Source organism: Pseudomonas sp. AA-38 (assembly GCF_029457475.1).
In the GTDB taxonomy this organism is placed as follows: Bacteria; Pseudomonadota; Gammaproteobacteria; order Pseudomonadales; family Pseudomonadaceae; genus Aquipseudomonas.
This window is the reverse complement of record NZ_CP120359.1, coordinates 3,050,919-3,069,020: the sequence shown is the minus strand read 5'-3', so window position 1 is coordinate 3,069,020 and position 18,102 is coordinate 3,050,919. Positions and strand designations below refer to the sequence as shown.

At 64.5% G+C, this 18,102-nt stretch carries 20 protein-coding genes; 5 read left to right on the top strand and 15 right to left on the bottom strand.

Annotation, left to right across the window (positions count from 1 at the left end):
• Positions 1 to 83 precede the first annotated feature (83 nt).
• The 7 genes from PVE35_RS14065 to PVE35_RS14035 form a co-directional block, all read right to left on the bottom strand.
• Positions 84 to 1,145 (bottom strand): FUSC family protein, encoded by a 1,062-nt coding sequence (locus tag PVE35_RS14065; protein WP_277372159.1) that lies wholly within the window; start codon positions 1,143 to 1,145, stop codon positions 84 to 86.
• A gap of 6 nt (positions 1,146 to 1,151) precedes the next feature.
• Complete coding sequence (locus PVE35_RS14060) at positions 1,152 to 2,483, bottom strand: deoxyguanosinetriphosphate triphosphohydrolase (RefSeq protein WP_268183207.1); 1,332 nt, start codon at positions 2,481 to 2,483, stop codon at positions 1,152 to 1,154.
• Positions 2,484 to 3,578: 1,095 nt separating this feature from the next.
• Entirely contained in the window at positions 3,579 to 4,742 is a 1,164-nt protein-coding gene (locus PVE35_RS14055; protein WP_268183208.1) for an EAL domain-containing protein, read from the bottom strand.
• Between the two features lie 99 nt (positions 4,743 to 4,841).
• On the bottom strand, positions 4,842 to 5,174 hold the full coding sequence (locus tag PVE35_RS14050; protein ID WP_277372158.1) for a hypothetical protein: 333 nt from the start codon (positions 5,172 to 5,174) through the stop codon (positions 4,842 to 4,844).
• On the bottom strand, positions 5,171 to 5,530 hold the full coding sequence (locus PVE35_RS14045; RefSeq protein ID WP_277372157.1) for a phage holin family protein: 360 nt from the start codon (positions 5,528 to 5,530) through the stop codon (positions 5,171 to 5,173). Before PVE35_RS14045 ends, PVE35_RS14050 begins: the two co-directional genes overlap by 4 nt.
• Before the next feature lie 9 nt (positions 5,531 to 5,539).
• Complete coding sequence (locus PVE35_RS14040; protein WP_268183214.1) at positions 5,540 to 5,854, bottom strand: DUF883 family protein; 315 nt, start codon at positions 5,852 to 5,854, stop codon at positions 5,540 to 5,542.
• A gap of 178 nt (positions 5,855 to 6,032) precedes the next feature.
• Positions 6,033 to 6,191: a hypothetical protein gene (locus tag PVE35_RS14035; protein ID WP_277372156.1), complete on the bottom strand. Its 159-nt coding sequence runs from the start codon at positions 6,189 to 6,191 to the stop codon at positions 6,033 to 6,035.
• Positions 6,192 to 6,211: 20 nt separating this feature from the next.
• On the opposite strand from PVE35_RS14035, the gene PVE35_RS14030 reads away from it, so the two are divergent.
• Positions 6,212 to 7,420: an ammonium transporter gene (locus PVE35_RS14030; RefSeq protein WP_277372155.1), complete on the top strand. Its 1,209-nt coding sequence runs from the start codon at positions 6,212 to 6,214 to the stop codon at positions 7,418 to 7,420.
• A 59-nt stretch (positions 7,421 to 7,479) separates the two neighbouring features.
• Here the strand turns inward: PVE35_RS14030 and PVE35_RS14025 are convergent, their stop codons facing one another.
• Genes PVE35_RS14025 through purM form a run of 3 tightly spaced genes read right to left on the bottom strand, consistent with a single transcriptional unit; the run spans position 7,480 to position 9,907 of the window.
• Complete coding sequence (locus PVE35_RS14025; RefSeq protein WP_268183218.1) at positions 7,480 to 8,196, bottom strand: DUF3108 domain-containing protein; 717 nt, start codon at positions 8,194 to 8,196, stop codon at positions 7,480 to 7,482.
• Positions 8,197 to 8,204: 8 nt separating this feature from the next.
• The gene (purN, locus tag PVE35_RS14020) at positions 8,205 to 8,849 is read right to left on the bottom strand and encodes a phosphoribosylglycinamide formyltransferase (RefSeq protein ID WP_268183219.1); all 645 of its coding nucleotides are present in this window, start codon (positions 8,847 to 8,849) and stop codon (positions 8,205 to 8,207) included.
• Positions 8,849 to 9,907: a phosphoribosylformylglycinamidine cyclo-ligase gene (gene purM, locus PVE35_RS14015; RefSeq protein ID WP_268183221.1), complete on the bottom strand. Its 1,059-nt coding sequence runs from the start codon at positions 9,905 to 9,907 to the stop codon at positions 8,849 to 8,851. Before purM ends, purN begins: the two co-directional genes overlap by 1 nt.
• Before the next feature lie 244 nt (positions 9,908 to 10,151).
• Here purM and PVE35_RS14010 point away from each other — a divergent pair, with 244 nt between their 5' ends.
• The 3 genes from PVE35_RS14010 (at position 10,152) to hda (ending at position 13,069) form a co-directional block, all read left to right on the top strand.
• A complete protein-coding gene (locus PVE35_RS14010; protein ID WP_277372154.1) occupies positions 10,152 to 11,219 on the top strand; it encodes a DUF2066 domain-containing protein in 1,068 nt (355 codons plus the stop codon).
• A gap of 66 nt (positions 11,220 to 11,285) precedes the next feature.
• The gene (locus PVE35_RS14005; RefSeq protein ID WP_277372153.1) at positions 11,286 to 12,368 is read left to right on the top strand and encodes an AI-2E family transporter; all 1,083 of its coding nucleotides are present in this window, start codon (positions 11,286 to 11,288) and stop codon (positions 12,366 to 12,368) included.
• Positions 12,365 to 13,069 carry a DnaA regulatory inactivator Hda gene (gene hda, locus PVE35_RS14000; protein WP_268183226.1) on the top strand — a complete coding sequence of 235 codons (705 nt, stop codon included), beginning with the start codon at positions 12,365 to 12,367 and terminating at the stop codon, positions 13,067 to 13,069. Before PVE35_RS14005 ends, hda begins: the two co-directional genes overlap by 4 nt.
• Before the next feature lie 105 nt (positions 13,070 to 13,174).
• Here the strand turns inward: hda and PVE35_RS13995 are convergent, their stop codons facing one another.
• The 4 genes from PVE35_RS13995 to arsC are packed head-to-tail and all read right to left on the bottom strand — an operon-like array spanning position 13,175 to position 15,255.
• On the bottom strand, positions 13,175 to 13,897 hold the full coding sequence (locus PVE35_RS13995; RefSeq protein ID WP_277372152.1) for an alpha/beta hydrolase: 723 nt from the start codon (positions 13,895 to 13,897) through the stop codon (positions 13,175 to 13,177).
• Positions 13,897 to 14,307, bottom strand: coding sequence for a DUF2069 domain-containing protein (locus PVE35_RS13990; protein ID WP_277372151.1), 411 nt, complete (start codon positions 14,305 to 14,307; stop codon positions 13,897 to 13,899). The genes PVE35_RS13995 and PVE35_RS13990 overlap by 1 nt, the downstream gene beginning before the upstream one ends.
• A 1-nt stretch (position 14,308) precedes the next feature.
• Positions 14,309 to 14,905 (bottom strand): NAD(P)H:quinone oxidoreductase, encoded by a 597-nt coding sequence (wrbA, locus tag PVE35_RS13985; RefSeq protein WP_268183231.1) that lies wholly within the window; start codon positions 14,903 to 14,905, stop codon positions 14,309 to 14,311.
• Positions 14,902 to 15,255 carry an arsenate reductase (glutaredoxin) gene (gene arsC / locus PVE35_RS13980; protein ID WP_268183233.1) on the bottom strand — a complete coding sequence of 118 codons (354 nt, stop codon included), beginning with the start codon at positions 15,253 to 15,255 and terminating at the stop codon, positions 14,902 to 14,904. Before arsC ends, wrbA begins: the two co-directional genes overlap by 4 nt.
• A 199-nt stretch (positions 15,256 to 15,454) precedes the next feature.
• Between arsC and PVE35_RS13975 the strand changes: the two genes are divergently transcribed.
• Entirely contained in the window at positions 15,455 to 16,693 is a 1,239-nt protein-coding gene (locus PVE35_RS13975; RefSeq protein WP_277372150.1) for a virulence factor BrkB family protein, read from the top strand.
• Here the strand turns inward: PVE35_RS13975 and PVE35_RS13970 are convergent.
• Positions 16,690 to 18,096, bottom strand: coding sequence for a PilZ domain-containing protein (locus tag PVE35_RS13970; protein WP_277372149.1), 1,407 nt, complete (start codon positions 18,094 to 18,096; stop codon positions 16,690 to 16,692). The two genes, PVE35_RS13975 and PVE35_RS13970, sit on opposite strands and share 4 nt — an antisense overlap.
• Positions 18,097 to 18,102: the final 6 nt, after the last annotated feature.

Below are 18,102 nucleotides of genomic sequence, written 5' to 3'. Positions count from 1 at the left end.
GGCTCTTCACTCCTGGGTCGAGGCGAGGGGCGGGCGCTGAACCTGTCTGGCAAGCGTAGTGAAGAGTGGCCGGGTCTGCCTGGTTAGGTGGGCGGTTGTGCCTGTGCGTTGCGTTTGCCCTTGGCGAATCGTCGCTGCAGGGCATGGATCAGCAGGGCCACGGCCAGCGCCAGGGCGCTGCCGATCAAGGCATTGAGCAAACGTACCTCGGGCAGGTGCCAGTCGCGTGACAGGCTCTCGGTGAGCAACACGAAGCACAGGCTGGTCTGCAGCACGAACAGGCCATAGTGATTGGCCTGCAGAGCACGGTTGAGCAGGATCAACGGCAGTAACACCATGACCATCAGTGGTGGGTTCTGCAGGCTGTGGCCAACGAGGATCAAGAGAGCAGCGGCGGCCAGGCTGGCGAGGCTGGCCTGCAAGGCGCGCAGCAGGCTGTCGTGAAGCTCCAGTTGCAAGGTGGTGATCACTGCCAGGGTCAGCCAGTAACCATGTGATAGCCCTGCCAGGTTGACCACCAGCCCGGAGGCGGCGAAGGCCAGCATGCAGCCCAACGCGTGCAGGCGCCATTGTCGCTTGGGCAGGCGCCTGGCATGGCGTCGCAAGACCTTGAGCAGGCGAAGCAGTCGAGGCATGTAAGGCCATGTGCGCAGCCCATGCATACCGCGCATGCCGAATGCCAGGAGCATCACCCACAGGCCGCCGAGGCTGAACAGCATGGCCACGGCGTAGGGGTTGTGCAGGTTGCCCAGGCCATATTGGCTCTGCCCCAGGCACAGGCAGACGCACAGACCAAAACCCAGCTTGCCGGCTTCGCTGCCATAGCGCTGCAACCAGGCCAGCAACAGGCCGAAGCCGGCGAACAGGCCCAGGCTGAGCAGCGCATCGCTACCGGCCCAGAAGCCCAGGCCGGCGCTGCAGGCGCCGAAGCCGGTGAGCATGAGCATGCGCAGCATGCCAAAGCGGTGCAGCGGATTGGCCTGGGCGGCCTGCAAGGCGCCCAGCGAGGCCCAGAGAAAGCCCGTATGCAGGGTGACCAGCCCCAGCAGCAGCGGCAAGGCGCAGCCGAAACCGGCAACCAGCGCCGCGCCCCAGGCGGGTGGCCCGGCATGCCAGGACAGGCCGTTGCGGATCAGGCTTCTCATCTGTACCTATACCGGGCTGGAGCGGCCGGTCATTTCCCGGGCCATTTCCGTGGCGTAGCTGTCGGTCATGCCGGCAATGAAGTCGATCACCCGCATGAACGAGCGGTACAATGGCCAGCCCGGTTCCGGGGCGTAGTAGCTGAGCAGGTCGAGGATGCGCTGATGCTTGAACGACAGCGGGCGCCCGCTGTGCTGCTCCAGCGCGGCGCCGCAGAAGGCGTTGAGCAGGATCTCCAGGGTGGTGTAAGCGCCGATCTCGTGCAGGGTCTTGCGCTTGTCGTGGAAGATCTTCTCCCGCGCCAGCGCCTTGGCCTGCTGCACGCAGCGCTTGGCCGCGCCGTGCATGTGTTCGACCAGATCCCCCTGCAGCTCGCCGCGCAGCAGGTCGTGCTGCTGTTCGACGAAGGCGCCGGCGGCGGCATTGGTCAGGTGCTCGATGGCCTTGCCGCGCAGGATTGCCAGCTTGCGCCGGCGCGAGTCGCGCGGGCCGAGCTGGCGGTAGGTTTCCGGCAGATCGTCGCCGACCAGATCGAGCAGCAGGGCTTCCACCTCACTGTAGTCGAGCAGCTCCATCTCCACGCCATCTTCCAGATCGATCAGGCCGTAACAGATGTCGTCGGCCGCCTCCATCAGATACACCAGCGGGTGACGGGCCCAGCGCTGCGCTTGCACTTGTGGCAGCTCCAGCTTGGCGGCGATCTGCTCGAGCAGCGGCAGTTCGCTCTGGTAGCAGCCGAACTTGTGCTTCTTGTAGCCCAGGGCTTCGGCGTGGCGGGCCGTCCAGGGGTACTTGAGGTAGGTGCCGAGGGTGGCGTAGGTCAGTCGCGTGCCGCCGTCGAACTGGTGGTATTCCAGTTGCGTGAGCACTCGAAAGCCCTGGGCGTTGCCCTCGAAGTTGAGAAAGTCGCCGCGCTCGGCATCGCTCATCGCGTCCAGCCAGCCGCGTCCGGCAGCCTGCTGGAACCAGTGGCGGATGGCATCCTCGCCGGAATGACCGAAGGGCGGATTGCCGATGTCATGGGCCAGGCAGGCCGATTGCACGACCATGCCCAGGTCGCTCGGCTCGCACCAGTCGGGCAGTTCGTCACGCAGCATCTCGCCGACGCGCATGGCCAGCGAGCGGCCCACGCAGCTCACTTCCAGCGAGTGGGTCAGGCGCGTGTGGATATGGTCGTTGCTCGAGACCGGATGCACCTGGGTCTTGCGTCCGAGGCGGCGAAAGGCGCCGGAGAAGATGATGCGGTCATGATCCTTGTGGAACGGGCTGCGGCCCAGTTCGGCCGAGCTGGGGGCAGGTTTGCCGAGACGTTCGCGGGTAAGCAGGGTGTGCCAATCCAAGGCCGATCCTCATCGGGTTGATCCAGAGTCCTTAGCTTGGGTGTTCGGGCGGCTGGCTGCAAGCCCGGGGGGATGGCGTGGTTGATCATTTGAGGTTCGGAGCTTCCTTCAAGCCCGATTTCAGGGCTGCTTGGGTGAATACCGGACTGGCAAGTTTGTGTGTTGGCTTACTGGTGTTCTGAACGCCGCTTCGGTGTGTTCAGAAACTCCTTGTTTCGCCCCCCTCGGGCGACTCACTTTTCTTTGAACTCGGATTGCCGCCCAGCGCAAAGAAAAGTAAGCAAAAGAAACGCACCCCCGCCATCCGGAACTAGGCGTCCCCGTCATGCTTCGCTCGACTCCCCTCACTCCTGCATCGCTCCGGGGTCGGCGTACATGGGCCGCCATCGGTATCTCGCGGCATCCATGCCGCTCGCCCCCTGCGCAATGTCTACGTTCGGCCTCCTGAAGGGGGCATTTGCGCGCCTGAGCGGACAGGTACGCCAGGATAGTCCTGTGTGCTCTGGCGGCAGTGGAGTCGCGATGTGGCCGTCGAATTAAACCGATAGTTTCATTCGCGTAGTTTCAGCGTGCCGGCCTGTGGCCGGCATCTCGGTCAGCCCTACGGCTGACCTCGTGTTCAAGCACTCCGCGCTAATTCTGGGTTACCTAGGGTTCAGGCGCGTGCAGAGCCCGCCCAGGAGGGCGAACGGAATCGTCGAGGAAGAGGTTGAGCGACATGGATGTCGCGAGAGCCGCGATGGGCCAGGGATGGCCCACCGCGGCGGGCCTCTGGAACGGCGATGGAGTGAGCGAACCCTGGCGCAGCCAGGGCCGGATGACCGGGCGGAGGGTTTTGGTTACTTTTGCCCCAAAAGTGACTCGCCCGGGAGGGCGAAACCAAAAACATCAGCAAAAACGCGGCAATCCGGAACAGGACTCCCGGACAACCAGCAATCCAACAGACAAACTTGCCAGTCCGGTATCAAGACTGACTTCCCCGAAATCCAGCGAAGAATCCACCCGGAGATCACCGTCCAGGGGCATCAGGCACTATAGAAATCTCAAAGCCCCCGACCGGATCGCAAGACCGCTTGATCGAACAGCATCACGCCACTACAGCGCTGCAGCGTCGATGTCCACCAGCAGCAGGCGCTGACCATTGTCGATGAACTGGCCGGCAGTCATGCAGTACTGATTGGTGGTGGCGTCGCGGTAGGTGCTCGACAGTGTAAGACGACGCTCGTCCCAGCCCTCGGCGAGCAACTGGTAGAAATAGGGGCGCCAGGACCAGTTGTGGCCCAGGTAGCGATCATCGGTGCGCCAATGGCTGCCGCACCATTCCAGATTGGGACTGATCTGCGTGCCGTTGCGGTCGCACTGATAGGTGCGCAGCAGCCAGGGATAGTCATCCGGTGCCTTGAGCAGACTGCTGGCAGCACCACTCTCTGCCCATGGCTTGAGTTCGCTCATCAGTTCGCTGAGGTGTTTGCGCAGCTTCACCAGGCGGGCACGTTCGGACAGCTTGTGCTGCACGTAGCTGTCGCGTAGATGGGCGAAGCGGTCGACGAAGGCATCGCTGGCGAACAGCTCACGCTCCGGGCGGGCGAAGAGAAAACCCTGCACGTAGCGAGCCCCGCATTCCAGGGCGAAGTTCAGCTCGGCCTCGGTTTCCACCCCTTCGGCGATGATCCAGCAGCCGGTCTTCTCGGCCATCTGCGCCAGGGCCTTGACCACCTCGCCGCTGGGGCCGCCGCGCGCCGCTTCCTGGAACAGGCGCATGTCCAGTTTGAGAATGTCCGGTTGTAGCGCCAGCACCCGGTCGAGTTGCGAGTAACCAGCACCGAAATCGTCGATGGCGATACGCGCACCGGCTTCGCGATAGCGCGCCACCACCTGTGGCAGGCGCTGGCTGGCACCACCGAGTTCGGTGATCTCGAAGACGATGCGCTGGGGGTCGACGCCGCTGCGCTGCAACTGGATGAGGCTGGGCAGGGGTTGCGCCGGGCGCAGGCGGCTGATCCAGCGCGGCGAGATGTTGAGGCTGAGGAACCAGTCCTTCGGCGCCTCGTGAAAACGCATCAGGGCGTTTTCACGCACCTGGCGGTCGAGCCGGCGTAGAGCTGCCGGCGGCGTCTTGGGATCGGCGAACAATGGGCCGGCTGAGTGTATCTGGCCATGCTCGTCAACCAGCCGTGCCAGCGCTTCGACGCCAGCAATACGCCCGGTGGCGGTATCGATAAAAGGTTGGAAGACAGCGAATGGCGTTCCCTCGGTCACCTGGGAATTCCTTAGTTATGAGCCGTTTTATGGTTATTCAATAAGCAGATGACTCGACTAAGCAAGAACGCGGCCAGGCGGCACATGAAAGGTAACAATTCAGTTATGGCGGGTGACCTCGCCGGATGCCGGGCGGGAGGCGCCACGCCGTCTGAGCAATGGCATCAGTATCAGGGCGGTGCGCAGCCAGCGGCGCCAGCCACCTTTGCCCCTGAGCAGCACGGCGAACGCCAGAGCACCACCGGTGAGCCACAATGGTGCAGAGCCACTGCTGCGCAGGTTCATGCTCATATCTCGCACCTGGCGCAGGGGCTGGGTGAGCAACAAGGCTTCATGGCGGATTTCCTGGCGGCGCATCTCCAGGCGCATGCGTAGCATGGCCTTGCGCATTTCGCGGCGTGAGCCGTGGCTGGGCAGGTTGGGTGGGTTCATGGCAGCAGTTGCTCGCGGTCTCGTTGCAGTTCTTCAAGGCTGGCGCTGAACGGTGTGGGCGCGCGTAGCAAGCTCGCCAGCAAGGCACCGGCGCTGAGCAGCAGACCCAGGCCGTAGAGCAGGCACAGGCCCGTGGCCACGGCCAGGCGGTGGCTGTCCCAGTAAACGATCAGCAGCAGTGCCGACAGGCCGATCAGCAGCAGCAGGGCGAAACCCAGGCACAGACCACCGAGCAGCAAAGCCCGTAGCGCCTGGCTGCGCTGTTCCTCGAGTTCATGACCGATCAGCTCCAGGTGGCCCTGCAGCCAGCCGAGCAGGGCGCCGCCGAGGCGGCGCGGTGAGGGGCTCTGACTCATGTCGCTGAATCAGCGCCGGCTCAGCAACAGGCCGATCAGCGCGCCAATGGCGGCTGCCAGACCCAGTGCCTGCCAGGGGTGCTTGTGCACGTATTCCTCGGTGCTGTCCACCGCCAGCTTACCTTGTTCGCGCAGGCTGCTTTCGGCGTTCTTCAGGGTTTCACGCGCTCGCAGCAGGCTGTTGTGAATGTCTTCGCGCAGGTGGTCGGCCTGCTCGCCGGCCAGGCTGGCGGAGTGTTGAAGCAGTTTCTCGGTGTCGGTGACCAGCGCCTGGAACTCGTCGAGCAGGCTGTCTTGCGATGAAGTAGCAGTCTTGCGGGGCATCATGCGCATCCTCTGCGTGGTGAATGTATGAGGTCTGAGTCTTGTTGGCTCCGAGGGTTCAGTCAGATTAGCAAACTCCCGTACTGGTATATCGATTGCATTGTACTGGTGCGTGATGCGCTCGAAATGCCCTTTTGTGGGGCTGTTTCGGGTTGGCTCAGGATGGCCAGAAAAGATTTCAACCCATTGATAAATAAAAAATAAGTGCCTTTTCGGTGGAAGCGGGTAGTGCCATTTTGGTGCCGACTGTCCGTGCTTTTTTTGGGCGTCGGTAGCTGGTCTGCCATTTGATGGTGCGTGATTGGCCCGTTTTGCTTTCATTTGGTGCTTTTTCCATTTTCGGAGCCCTCGTCTTAGATGGAAAACCTCAATAGTGCCGTTGCCACCCTGGTGCACGGTTCCAATACGCTGTTCATCCTGCTGGGCGCCATCATGGTTCTGGCCATGCACGCCGGTTTTGCCTTCCTCGAAGTGGGCACGGTGCGACAGAAGAATCAGGTCAATGCCCTGTCGAAGATTCTTTCGGACTTCGCCGTGTCGGCCCTGGCCTATTTCTTCATCGGCTACTGGGTGGCCTACGGCGTGACCTTCTTCGAGCCGGCCGCCGTGCTGACGGAAAATCATGGCTATGGCCTGGTGAAGTTCTTCTTCCTATTGACCTTCGCTGCGGCCATCCCGGCGATCATTTCCGGCGGCATCGCCGAGCGTGCCAGGTTTGGCCCGCAGTTGTGCGCCACGGCGCTGATCGTCGCCTTCGTCTATCCCTTCTTCGAGGGCCTGATCTGGAACGGCAACCATGGCTTCCAGGCCTGGCTGGAGGCACGCTTCGGCGCCGGCTTCCATGATTTCGCCGGCTCGGTGGTGGTGCATGCGGTGGGTGGCTGGCTGGCGCTCGGCGCCGTGCTGCTGCTCGGCCAGCGCAATGGCCGCTACCGTGATGGGCGTCTGGTGGCGATGGCGCCCTCGAACATTCCCTTCCTGGCGCTGGGCTCGTGGATCCTGATCATCGGCTGGTTCGGCTTCAACGTGATGAGCGCGCAGAACCTGGAGAACATCAGCGGCCTGGTGGCGGTCAATTCGCTGATGGCGATGGTTGGCGGCACGGTGGCGGCCCTGCTGGTGGGGCGTAATGACCCCGGCTTTCTGCACAACGGCCCGCTGGCTGGGCTGGTGGCGGTGTGCGCCGGCTCCGATCTGATGCATCCGATCGGGGCTCTGGTGACCGGGCTTATCGCCGGTGCGCTGTTCGTCTGGGCTTTTACGGCCACTCAGGTGAAGTGGAAGATCGACGACGTGCTCGGCGTATGGCCGCTACATGGTCTGTGTGGCGTGTGGGGCGGTATTGCCTGCGGCATCTTCGCTCAGCCAGGTTTCGGCGGTCTGGGTGGCGTCAGCCTGGCCAGCCAACTGATCGGCACGCTGTTGGGGGTGCTGGTGGCGCTGGTCGGTGGTTTCGCCGTTTATGGCCTGCTCAAGGCGGTGCTGGGTATTCGCCTGGGTCAGGAGGAGGAGTTCAATGGCGCCGACCTGTCTATCCACAAGATCGGTGCTGTTAGCCACGATTGAGGCGAAGGAACGCATGAAAAAACCGGGCGTTTGCCCGGTTTTTTCATTACCTAGAGGTCTCAGCCCTGGCGGCCTTCGACCGGCTTGCCGTTGACCGTGCCGTCCTTGAGCATGATCTGGTATTCCTTGCCGTCGGTTTCCACCTGGTGTAGGCGCACCAGCAGGTAGCCCCAGTCCTTGGCGAACCAGAGGATGGTCTTGCGGCTGCTCTGGGTGGGGTCGCGCACGCGCTCGACCTTGATGGCGTCGATCAGGCCGGCGCGGGTACGCACCACTTCCTCGCCGAGCACGCGAAAGTCGTAGGTCTCCACTTCGTCGCCATCGACCACCTGGTAACTCATGCTCTTCTTGCCGTCGGCCACGTCGAGCTGCAGGGCGATCTGGTAGCTGGACTTGTCCAGCAGGCCGCGGTTCAGGGGCAGGCGCACGGCGTTATCACGGTCGCTGCCGATCACCTGTTTCTGTTGCCAGTCGAAATCCAGTTCGATCTTCTTGCTCTTGCCCAGGCCGCTGCGGTCGAAACGGTAGCTATGGGGTAGCAGGGCGCCGTTGTCGAGGTTGAAGGTGCTCTGTTCGGACAGGCCGGCCACCAGCATCGACGCCTCGAAGTCGAGCTTCCAGCGCTCGCCATCGACCTTGGTGAGGCTGCGTTCGGCGCTGCCGCTGATCGGCAGTTGCTTCCAATCGGCGGTGTAGCTGGCAGAGAAGGGTTCCAGCTCTGCGGCCAAGGCCGGCAGGCTGAGCAGGGTCAGGGCGAACAACAGGGCACGACGCATAAAGTCTCCTAGGTTCGAATCAGGTGGCCGCTGGCGGGCAGCGGCTGGCCATCCAGCATTGCGCCTTGCGCGCCGAGACGCAAGCGGCCTTCGGCGAACCAGCGCACCGCCAGCGGATAGATGCGGTGTTCTTGCTGGTGCACGCGGCTGGCCAGGCGCTCGGGCGTGTCGTCTGCCAGGATCGGCAGCACTGCCTGTACGACCAGGGGGCCACCATCGAGTTCCTCGGTGACGAAGTGCACGCTGCAGCCATGCTCTGCGTCGCCGGCCTCCAGCGCCCGCTGGTGGGTATGCAGGCCCTTGTGTCTGGGCAGCAGGGACGGGTGGATATTGAGCAGGCGCCCGCTGTAGTGCTTGACGAAGCCGGGCGAGAGGATGCGCATGAAGCCGGCCAGCACCACCAGGTCGGGCTGGTGGGCGTCGATGATCTCGATCAGCGCGGCATCGAAGGCTTCGCGCCCCTCGTACTGCTTGTGGTCGAGCACCTCGGTGGCGATGCCGGCCTGCTGCGCGCGCTGCAGGCCGTAGGCGTCGGCGCGGTTGGAAATCACCGCGCCGATGCGTGCCGGGTTGTCGTCCTGGGTGCTGCTGTCGATCAGGGCCTGCAGATTACTGCCCGACCCGGAGATCAGGACGACGACATTGCACGGCATCAGTGGGTTTTCAGGTTGTTCAGTTGCACCTGGGCTGCGCCTTCGGCCGCCTCGTTGATCTGGCCGATGACCCAGGGTTGTTCGCCACTGGCACGCAGGCTGGCCAGAGCTGCTTCGACCTGATCCTGCGCCACGCAGATGACCATGCCGACGCCGCAGTTGAGCACGCGGTGCATCTCGTGCTCGTCGACGTTGCCTTGCTCCTGCAGCCAGTCGAACACCGCTGGGCGAGTCCAGCTAGCCACGTCGATCACCGCCTGGGCGCCTTCCGGCAGCACGCGCGGAATGTTGTCCAGCAGGCCGCCGCCAGTGATGTGGGCCATGGCCTTGACCGCGCCAGTGTCCTTGATCAGCTTGAGCAGCGGCTTGACGTAGATACGGGTCGGGGCCATCAACAGGTCGGCCAGGGCCTTGCCGCCCAGTTGCACCTGCTCGATGTCGGCACCGGAGACTTCGATGATCTTGCGGATCAGCGAGTAGCCGTTGGAGTGCGGGCCGGAGGAGGGCAGGGCGATCAGGGCGTCGCCAGTGACCACCTTGGAACCGTCGATGATCTCGCTCTTTTCCACCACGCCGACGCAGAAGCCGGCCAGGTCGTAGTCCTCGCCTTCGTACATGCCGGGCATTTCGGCGGTTTCACCACCGACCAGGGAGCAGCCAGCCAGTTCGCAGCCGGCGCCGATGCCGGTGACCACGGTGGCGGCCACGTCGACGTTGAGCTTGCCGGTGGCGTAGTAATCGAGGAAGAACAGCGGCTCGGCGCCACAGACCACCAGGTCGTTGACGCACATGGCCACCAGGTCCTGGCCGATGCTGTCGTGCTTGTTCAGGTTCAGCGCCAGACGCAGCTTGGTGCCGACGCCGTCGGTGCCGGACACCAGTACCGGCTGCTTGTAACCGGCCGGGATCTCGCACAGGGCGCCGAAGCCACCCAGGCCACCCATGACTTCCGGACGGGCAGTGCGCTTGGCCACGCCTTTGATGCGTTCGACCAGGGCCTCACCGGCATCGATGTCGACGCCTGCGTCCTTGTAGCTGATGGAGGGTTGCTTGCTCATAGATCCGGGCCTTTGAATGGGGAGTTCGGGTAGCGCCGACGTGGCGCAGGCTCATGCTGAGGAGCCCGGCGCGCCTACCGGCTGGCGAAGGCGCGCGATTTTATCAGGCTTGCCCGGTAGCGGCCACTCACGCGCGTGCGCTTCGTCGCGCCTTGCATCGCCGGTTGCCCGGCCGCTGGCGGCTGTTTAAGGTATAGGCCCTCTGCACGGCCTTGCGCCGTCGTTCCTTCTGCGAGAGCCCACCATGCGTCCGTTCCTTCGCCCGCTGCTGTTTTGCCTGTCGTTGCTCTGCCTGCCCGCCTGGGCGGCCCCGGTCAGTGGCCTCTATCAGGTGCGTGAACCGGTTGCCGACCAGGAATCCGGCAGTCGCGACGAGGCCATGCAGCGTGCCTTGCAGACCCTGGTGCAACGCCTGACCGGCGATACCCAGGCGATACAGAATCCGGCCCTGGACGGGCTGCGCAAGGATCCGCAACAGATCGTCAGCCAGTTCGGCTACGAGGGTGATGCGCTGCTGGTGGATTTCGACCCGGCCAGCACCGAGCGTCTGTTGCGTGGTGCCGGACTGCCGCTGTGGGGTGCCAATCGCCCATTGATCCTGACCTGGTGGCTCAGCGAAAGCAACGAGGAAAGCCAGCTAATTGGCGAGAGCCAGGCCGATGCCGGGCTGTTGCGCAATGCCGCGCAGCACCGTGGCCTGCCGGTGCGCCTGCCCCTGGCCGATCTCAGTGAGCAACTGGTGGCCACTGCGGAGAATTTTGCCGCCAATGACCCGCAGGCCCTGCGCGATGCCTCCGAGCGCTATGGCGCCGATGCGCTGCTGGCGGTGGTCGCCCGTCAGACCGATGGCAAGTGGCAGGCACAATGGCGCCTGTGGCTGGGCGATGAGCGTGAGCAGGGCAGTGCCGAGGCTGCCGATCAGGCAACATTGGCCGATGCGGTGATGCTGGCGGTCAATCAGCGCCTGGCGCCGCGTTTCGTGGTCAAGCCGGGGGCGGCGCAGAGCCTGACGCTGGTGCTCGAGGGCGCTGACCTGAGCCGCTTCGCTGCCGTCGAGCGCCTGCTCGAGCCCTTCGCGCCGCGCCTGCTTGCCGTCGACGGCAAGCGCCTGACCTATCAGGTCAACGCCAGTGCCGAGCAGTTGCGTGCGCAGTTGGCCCTGGGGCAGTTGCAGGAAATGCCGGCCCCTGCACCTAATGCTGAAACGGCAGCCAATAATGAGGCGCCTGCTGCTTCCGGCGATGCCCAGGCTGCCAGTGGGCCGGCGCCAGCGCAGCCTGCAGCGTCCAACGCCCTGTATTTCCGTTGGTAAACTGCAACGCTGCGGCCAACCAGGCCGCAGCGTGCACCTGGCATTGCGCAAACCGAGGAAGCGAGCATGACCGACTCCAATCGCTGGCTATGGATGGCTGGGCTGTTTCTGCTCGGCTGGTTGCTATACCTGCTTCACCCGATTCTTTCGCCCTTTCTGGTGGGCATCTTGCTGGCCTATCTGGGTGACCCCCTGGTAGACCGCCTGGAGCGCCATCGCCTGTCGCGCACTGGCGGTGTGGTGGTGGTCTTCGCCCTGTTCGCCCTGGCCTTGCTGATCCTGTTGCTGGTACTGGTACCGATGCTCGGCCGGCAACTGGTGAGCCTGTATCAACTGATGCCGCAAATGCTCGACTGGCTGCAGGGCACGGCCTTGCCCTGGTCGCAGTCGCACCTGGGCCTGAACCACGATCTGCTGCAGCTCGACCAGCTCAAGCAGGTGTTTTCCGACAATCTCGGCAAGACCACCGACGTGCTCAGAACGGTGCTGGCGCAGGCCACGTCTTCCAGCCTGGCGCTGTTGGCCTGGCTGGGTAACCTGTTGTTGATCCCGGTGGTCAGCTTCTACCTGATGCGCGACTGGGATCTGCTGGTCGAGCGCATGCGCCGTCTGCTGCCCCGTCAGCGCGAAGGGCTGGTGGTCAAGCTGGTTGGCGAATGTCACGAAGTGCTCGGTGCCTTCCTGCGCGGGCAGTTGCTGGTGATGTTGGCGCTGAGCGTCATCTATGCCGTCGGCCTGATGCTGGTAGGGTTGGAGCTGGGCCTGCTGATTGGTCTGCTGGCTGGCCTGGCGAGCATCGTGCCGTACATGGGCTTCATCGTCGGCATCGGCGCGGCGCTGGTGGCGGCGCTGTTCCAGTTCGGTCTCGACCCCTATCCGCTGCTGGGCATCGGTGCGGTGTTCATGATCGGGCAGATGCTCGAAGGCATGCTGCTGACCCCGTTGCTGGTGGGCGATCGCATCGGCCTGCACCCGGTGGCGGTGATCTTCGCCATCCTCGCCGGCGGCCAGCTCTTCGGCTTCACCGGCGTGCTGCTGGCCCTGCCGGTGGCAGCGGTGATCATGGTGCTGCTGCGCCATGCTCATGATTTGTATAAACTTTCCGGCCTTTATGGAGAGACCAGCGGTTCCCACGAGCCCCCTACATGAAACCTATCCAGCTGCCTCTGGGGGTACGTCTGCGCGACGATGCCACCTTCGCCAACTACTACCCTGGTGCCAACGCCGCTGCGCTCGGTTATGTCGAGCGCCTGTGCGAAGCCGATGCCGGCTGGACGGAAAGCCTGATCTACCTCTGGGGCGCCGAAGGTGTCGGCCGCAGCCACCTGCTGCAGGCGGCCTGCCTGCGTTTCGAGCAGCGTGGCGAGGCTGTGGTGTACCTGCCGCTGGGTGAGGTGGTGCAGCACGGCCCGGAACTGCTCGACAATCTGGAGCAGTGCGAGCTGGTCTGCCTCGACGATCTGGACGCGATTGCCGGGCGCAGTGATTGGGAAGAGGGTCTGTTCCACCTGTTCAACCGCCTGCGTGACAGTGGCCGACGTCTGCTGCTGGCCGGCACCATGTCGCCGCGCGAATTGCCGATCCAGTTGCCCGACCTCAAGTCGCGGCTGACCCTGGCGCTGGTCTTCCAGTTGCACGAGCTGTCCGACGAAGACAAGTTGCGCGCCCTGCAACTGCGCGCTTCGCGCCGTGGCCTGCAGATGAGCGACGAGGTCGGGCGCTTCATCCTTACCCGTGGCGAGCGCGGCATGAGCGCGCTGTTCGAGCTGCTCGAACGCCTCGACCAGGCCTCGCTGCAGGCCCAGCGCAAGCTGACCATCCCCTTTCTCAAGGAAACCCTGGGCTGGTAGGGGCGAGCTGCAAGCTACAAGCTAGAGCGTAGCCCGGATGCAATCCGGGAGTCTTCCCCCACCATCCCCGGATTTCATCCGGGCCACGGATCTACAAGCCGCAAGTCAGAGGGGGCGAGCGCTCCTTCTTGCAGCTTGTGGCTTGCAGCTTGAAGCTGTTCTAGCTGCTTCTATGAACTCGGCGATTGCCTTGGCACAGGCCTGTGGCCGGGTCTGCAGGATGAAGTGCGGGCCGTCCAGGCGAATCTGGCTGATGTCGCTGCAAAACTGGGGCAGGCGCTCAGCGGCGCAGTTGGCGACCAGGCGATCCTGCTGCGGCCAGAGGTGCAGGCAGGGTAAATCCAGGTTTTGCGCCGGTGCTTGCAGGCTGGCCAGCGTGGCGAGTCGGGCGCGCAGCAGGCTTGGATCCAGCCGGCGAATTTCCCTTTGCACTCTTTGCAGGATGGCCTCATCTGCCGTTTTGCCCAGGCACAGTATCCGCAGCAACCAGGGCATTGTGGCCAGGGTCAGTGGCATGGGCAGGTGCTTGAGCAGGGCCGGGGACGGATTGGGACAACTCAGGAACGAGGCGGCGAAGATCACCCCGCGCAGCCCGGTCGGCTGGCGCAAAGCCAACTGATAGGCAAGGGGGCCGGAAAATGACTCGCCCAACAACACGAAGGGCGTCGTACCCAGTTGCATGAATAGCGTATCGGCCAGGCTGGAGTAATCCTGCGGCCCTTGAGCCGGCAGGCTCAAGGGTTGGCAGTCGATATCGCCAAGCGCCTCGATCAGCGGCGTGAAGAGGGCGCTGCTGCCGTTCATGCCTGGCAGCAGCACCAGGCGCATCAGGCTTCTCCAGCCAGCTTGCGGTCGTACTGGAAGCGCCAGCGGGTGTAGAGCAGGGCGCAGCAGAACAGGTTGAAGCTGATCAGCGCCTCCAGTACGCCGAACAGGGCGCGTTGCGGGTCGATGGCGGCAAGCACGCCCTGGATGAAGTAGATGTTGACCACGAAGCAGGTCCAGGCATGCGCGCGAGCGCTGCCCATGATCAGGCCGGGTGCCAGCAGGGCCAGGGGGATTAGCTGGATGGCCAGCACCACGCCGATGCGAGCGCCATGGAGGTCGGCGAAGGCCAGGTTCCAGACCAGCAGCAGGGCCACCAGAGTGACGAAGCTGAACAGGCTCAGGGCGCGGCTCAGCTTCATGCGTGGTTCCAGCCATTGCAGGTTGGGCAGCGGTTTCTTGGCGCGGGCCACGTCAGTTCTCCAGCTTCTGCGCAAGGCGCGCCAGACGGCTGCCGAGGGCGCGGCAGAGGGCGGTTTCCTGTTCGTCCAGGCCGCGTTTGCCGTCGCCGCCGGCATGGTGGCTGGGCCCATAGGGCGTGCCGCCGCCCTGGGTCTGCAGCAGGGCCGATTCGCTGTAGGGCAGGCCGCACAGCAGCATGCCGTGGTGCAGCAACGGCAGCATCATCGACAGCAGGGTGCTCTCCTGGCCGCCGTGCAGGCTGGCGGTGGAGGTGAACACGCCAGCCGGCTTGCCCACCAGTTCGCCGGTCAGCCACAGGTTGCTGGTGCCGTCGAGGAAGTACTTCAGCGGCGCGGCCATGTTGCCGAAGCGGGTCGGGCTGCCCAGGGCCAGGCCGGCACAGTTCTTCAGGTCGTCCAGGCTGACGTAGGGGGCGCCTGCCTCGGGCACGGCTGGCGCTACGGCTTCGCATTCGCTGGACACCGCCGGCACCGTGCGCAGGCGGGCTTCCAGGCCGGCCAGTTCGACGCCACGGGCGATCTGCGTGGCCATCTGGGCGGTGGCACCGTGGCGGCTGTAGTAGAGCACTAGAATGTAGGGCGTGCTCATGCCAGCAGCTCCAATACCTTTTCCGGCGGCCGGCCGATCACCGCCTTGTCGCCGGCGACCAGAATCGGGCGTTCGATCAGTTTCGGCTGCTGCACCATGGCCTCGATCAGTTGCGCGTCGCTCAGGCTGGTATCGGCCAGGCCCAGAGCCTTGTACTCGTCCTCGCCACTGCGCAGTAGCTGGCGGGCACTGATGCCCAGCTTGCCGAGCAGGTCGCGCAGTTCGGCTGCGCTCGGCGGGGTTTCCAGGTAACGCACGACTTTCGGTTGCAGGCCGCGGGCTTCGAGCAGTTCCAGCGCGCCGCGGGATTTCGAGCAGCGCGGGTTGTGATAGAGCGTCAGGTCGGTCATGGTGAGCTGTATTCGTCTTCAGGTGGCCGCTATTCTAACCGCCTCCGGCATGGATGGGCGAAGGCAGTTGCATGAGACCATGCGACCTTTTCACGCGCTGGGCGGTCTGTTCAGATTCGGCGTTCAGGCAATCGGCCTGGCCGGGCGCCAGACAATCCAAGCGGCTACGAGCCGAGCAATGCAGCTTTGAGGAGAGGGCATGCGCTATCGACTGCGCGATTGGTGGGAGTTCTGGCGTGGCCTGTTGCAGCGCTTCTTCGAGGATCGTGGCACCAGCAGCGCGGCGGCCTTGACCTATACCACCCTGTTCGCCGTGGTGCCGATGATGACCGTGACCTTTGCCATGCTCTCGGCGGTTCCGGCCTTCCAGGGCGTGGGCGAAGAGATCCAGTCCTTCATCTTCCACAACTTCGTGCCCTCCACCGGCGAGACGGTGCAGGAGTACCTGCGTGAGTTCACCGGCCAGGCCAAGCAACTGACCTGGATCGGCGTGGTGTTGCTGGCGGTCACAGCCTTTCTCATGTTGGTGACCATCGAGAAGACCTTCAACGCCATCTGGCGCGTGCGCCAGCCGCGCCGTGGCATGTCCAGCTTCCTGCTGTACTGGGCGATCCTCAGTCTCGGGCCGATTCTGCTCGGTGCCGGGTTCGCCATCAGCACCTACATCACGTCGTTGTCGCTGATCTCCGGCCCGGATGCGGTGCTCGGTGCCAAGACCCTGCTGCGCTTCATGCCGCTGCTGTCGAGCGTGGCGGCCTTCACCCTGCTCTATGCTGCCGTGCCCAACACCCGTGTGCCGGTGCGCCATGCCCTGCTGGGCGGGGTGTTCGCCGCCGTGCTGTTCGAGATCGCCAAGGCCCTGTTCGGCCTCTACGTGCGGCTGTTTCCCGGTTATCAACTGATCTATGGCGCCTTCGCCACGGTGCCGCTGTTCTTGCTGTGGATCTATCTGTCGTGGCTGATCGTGCTGCTGGGCGCCGAGCTGGTGTGCAGCCTGTCGCTGCCCAAGCAATGGCGGCGGCGCCCCTTGCCGCGCATGTTGGTATTGCTGGGCATCCTGCGCCTGTTGCTGGCGCGCCAGCAGCATGGTCAGGCGCTGCACTATCGGGGCCTGCAAGGGGCTGGCTGGCGCATGCCCGAGGACGAGTGGAGCGAGGTGATGGATTTTCTCGAGCAGGAGCAACTGGCCTGCCGTGCCAGTGGTGGTGGTTGGGTGCTGTGTCGTGACTTGCATCATTTCAGCCTGCAGCAACTGCTGACGCGCAGCCCCTGGCCGTTGCCGAACCTGCAGCAGTTGCCGCAACAGCTCGAGGAGCCCTGGTTCCCGGCCATGCGCCAGGCGCTGGAAACCCTGCAGGCGCAGCAGGATGAGCTGTTCGCAGGCAACCTGGCGGACTGGCTATTGGCGCGACCATCCGAGCCGCGGGCCTCGGCTTAGTTCAGATGCAGGGGGTGACGCGCCACGTTGGTGGTCGCCAGGTTGCTCGCAGGTAGCTGCACGATGGCCTGGTTGTGCACGTTGGCCAGTTGCAGCCAGAGGTGCTCGCCCTCGACGAACTGCCCCAGCGCCAGCCACAGGCCGTGATGCCAGCCGGAGCCGGGAGCCGGCGTGCTCTGCAGGACGCCAGGGTGCGTCTGCGCGCTGGGTGCGCGACGCAGCCAGACCGGCCGTGGCAGACCCTTGAGGTAGCGCATGCCCAGGTGCAGGCCTTCGCCATTGACATGGCGCCAGCGTACCAGGGCCAGAGTCGGCGTGGTTTCGGTGAGCAGCAGCACCAATTGCCCGACCACCATCTGCAGGCCCTCGTTGGCGTTGCACAGCAGACGTGCGCCGCCGGCACCGGCGTCGAGTAGATGGGCCGTGGTGCGCGGCGGCCGTTGCTCAAGCAGGTGTGCATGGATGGCGGCCAGGCCGATCACCAGGCTGCACTGACCGTCCAGTTCGGCACGGGCGTGACGGCGTTGGCGCTGCCCCAGCCAGTGGGGTTGCACGCGTTCGAGCAGCTCATGCTCCTGCGCGCTCTGCAGGGGTGCGGGTTCCTGCAGGGCGACCAGCAGGGCACCCAGCTCGAGGCGGCGCAGCGTTTGCGTCGGCCCTTGCGGACGTTGCTCGAAGCCCAGGCAGGGTTTGCCGATGCTGAGATCCAGCAGCGCCCCTTCGCTGTCGTCTTCTTCGTCCCAGGGCTGCAGGCGCGCCAGCTCGGCATAGGGCGACAGGGCGGCGAACAGGGTCAGGCATTCACCTTCGGCCAGTTGGAAGGGGTCGCTCAGCGCCAGCAGCAGGCACTGTTGGTACAGGCCGCGCAGGCTGCTGGCCGGCCGGGGCTGGAAGGCAGCGGCGATGGGTTCGTCCAGACACTGCTGGTGTTCGCCGATCCAGTACAGCAGGTGGCTGTCGCGCCACAGTGAGTCTGGCGGCTGCTGGTAGAGCTGGTAGCTGCGCAACAGGTGCTGGGCGAGATAGTGCTGTGCCATGTACAGGCACCAGGCCAGGTGGGGCAGGGACGGCTGGCGGCCCTGGAGAATCTGCAGCAACAGGCGCTTGAAGCCGATCGCCAGTTCGTTGCACAGGCGCAGGAGCAGCGCGCTGGGTGGGCCGGCAGCGTCGCTCAGGGCAGCGTAATGGCGGAACTCATCGCTGAAGTTTTGCAGCGCACGTTGTCTTTCCAGTAAGGTCAGCGCGCTGCGGTTGAGGTTGAACAGCAGGCTCAGTAGCTGTTGCAGTGCGTTGCCCAGATCCTGCCGGCGCGCGCTGGCGAGCTGTCCGACCAGATCCGCCGGCACGACGCCGTGCTCTTCGCGCAGTTCTGGTACTTCCAGGCGCAGGGTGTCCAGCGTCATATCAAC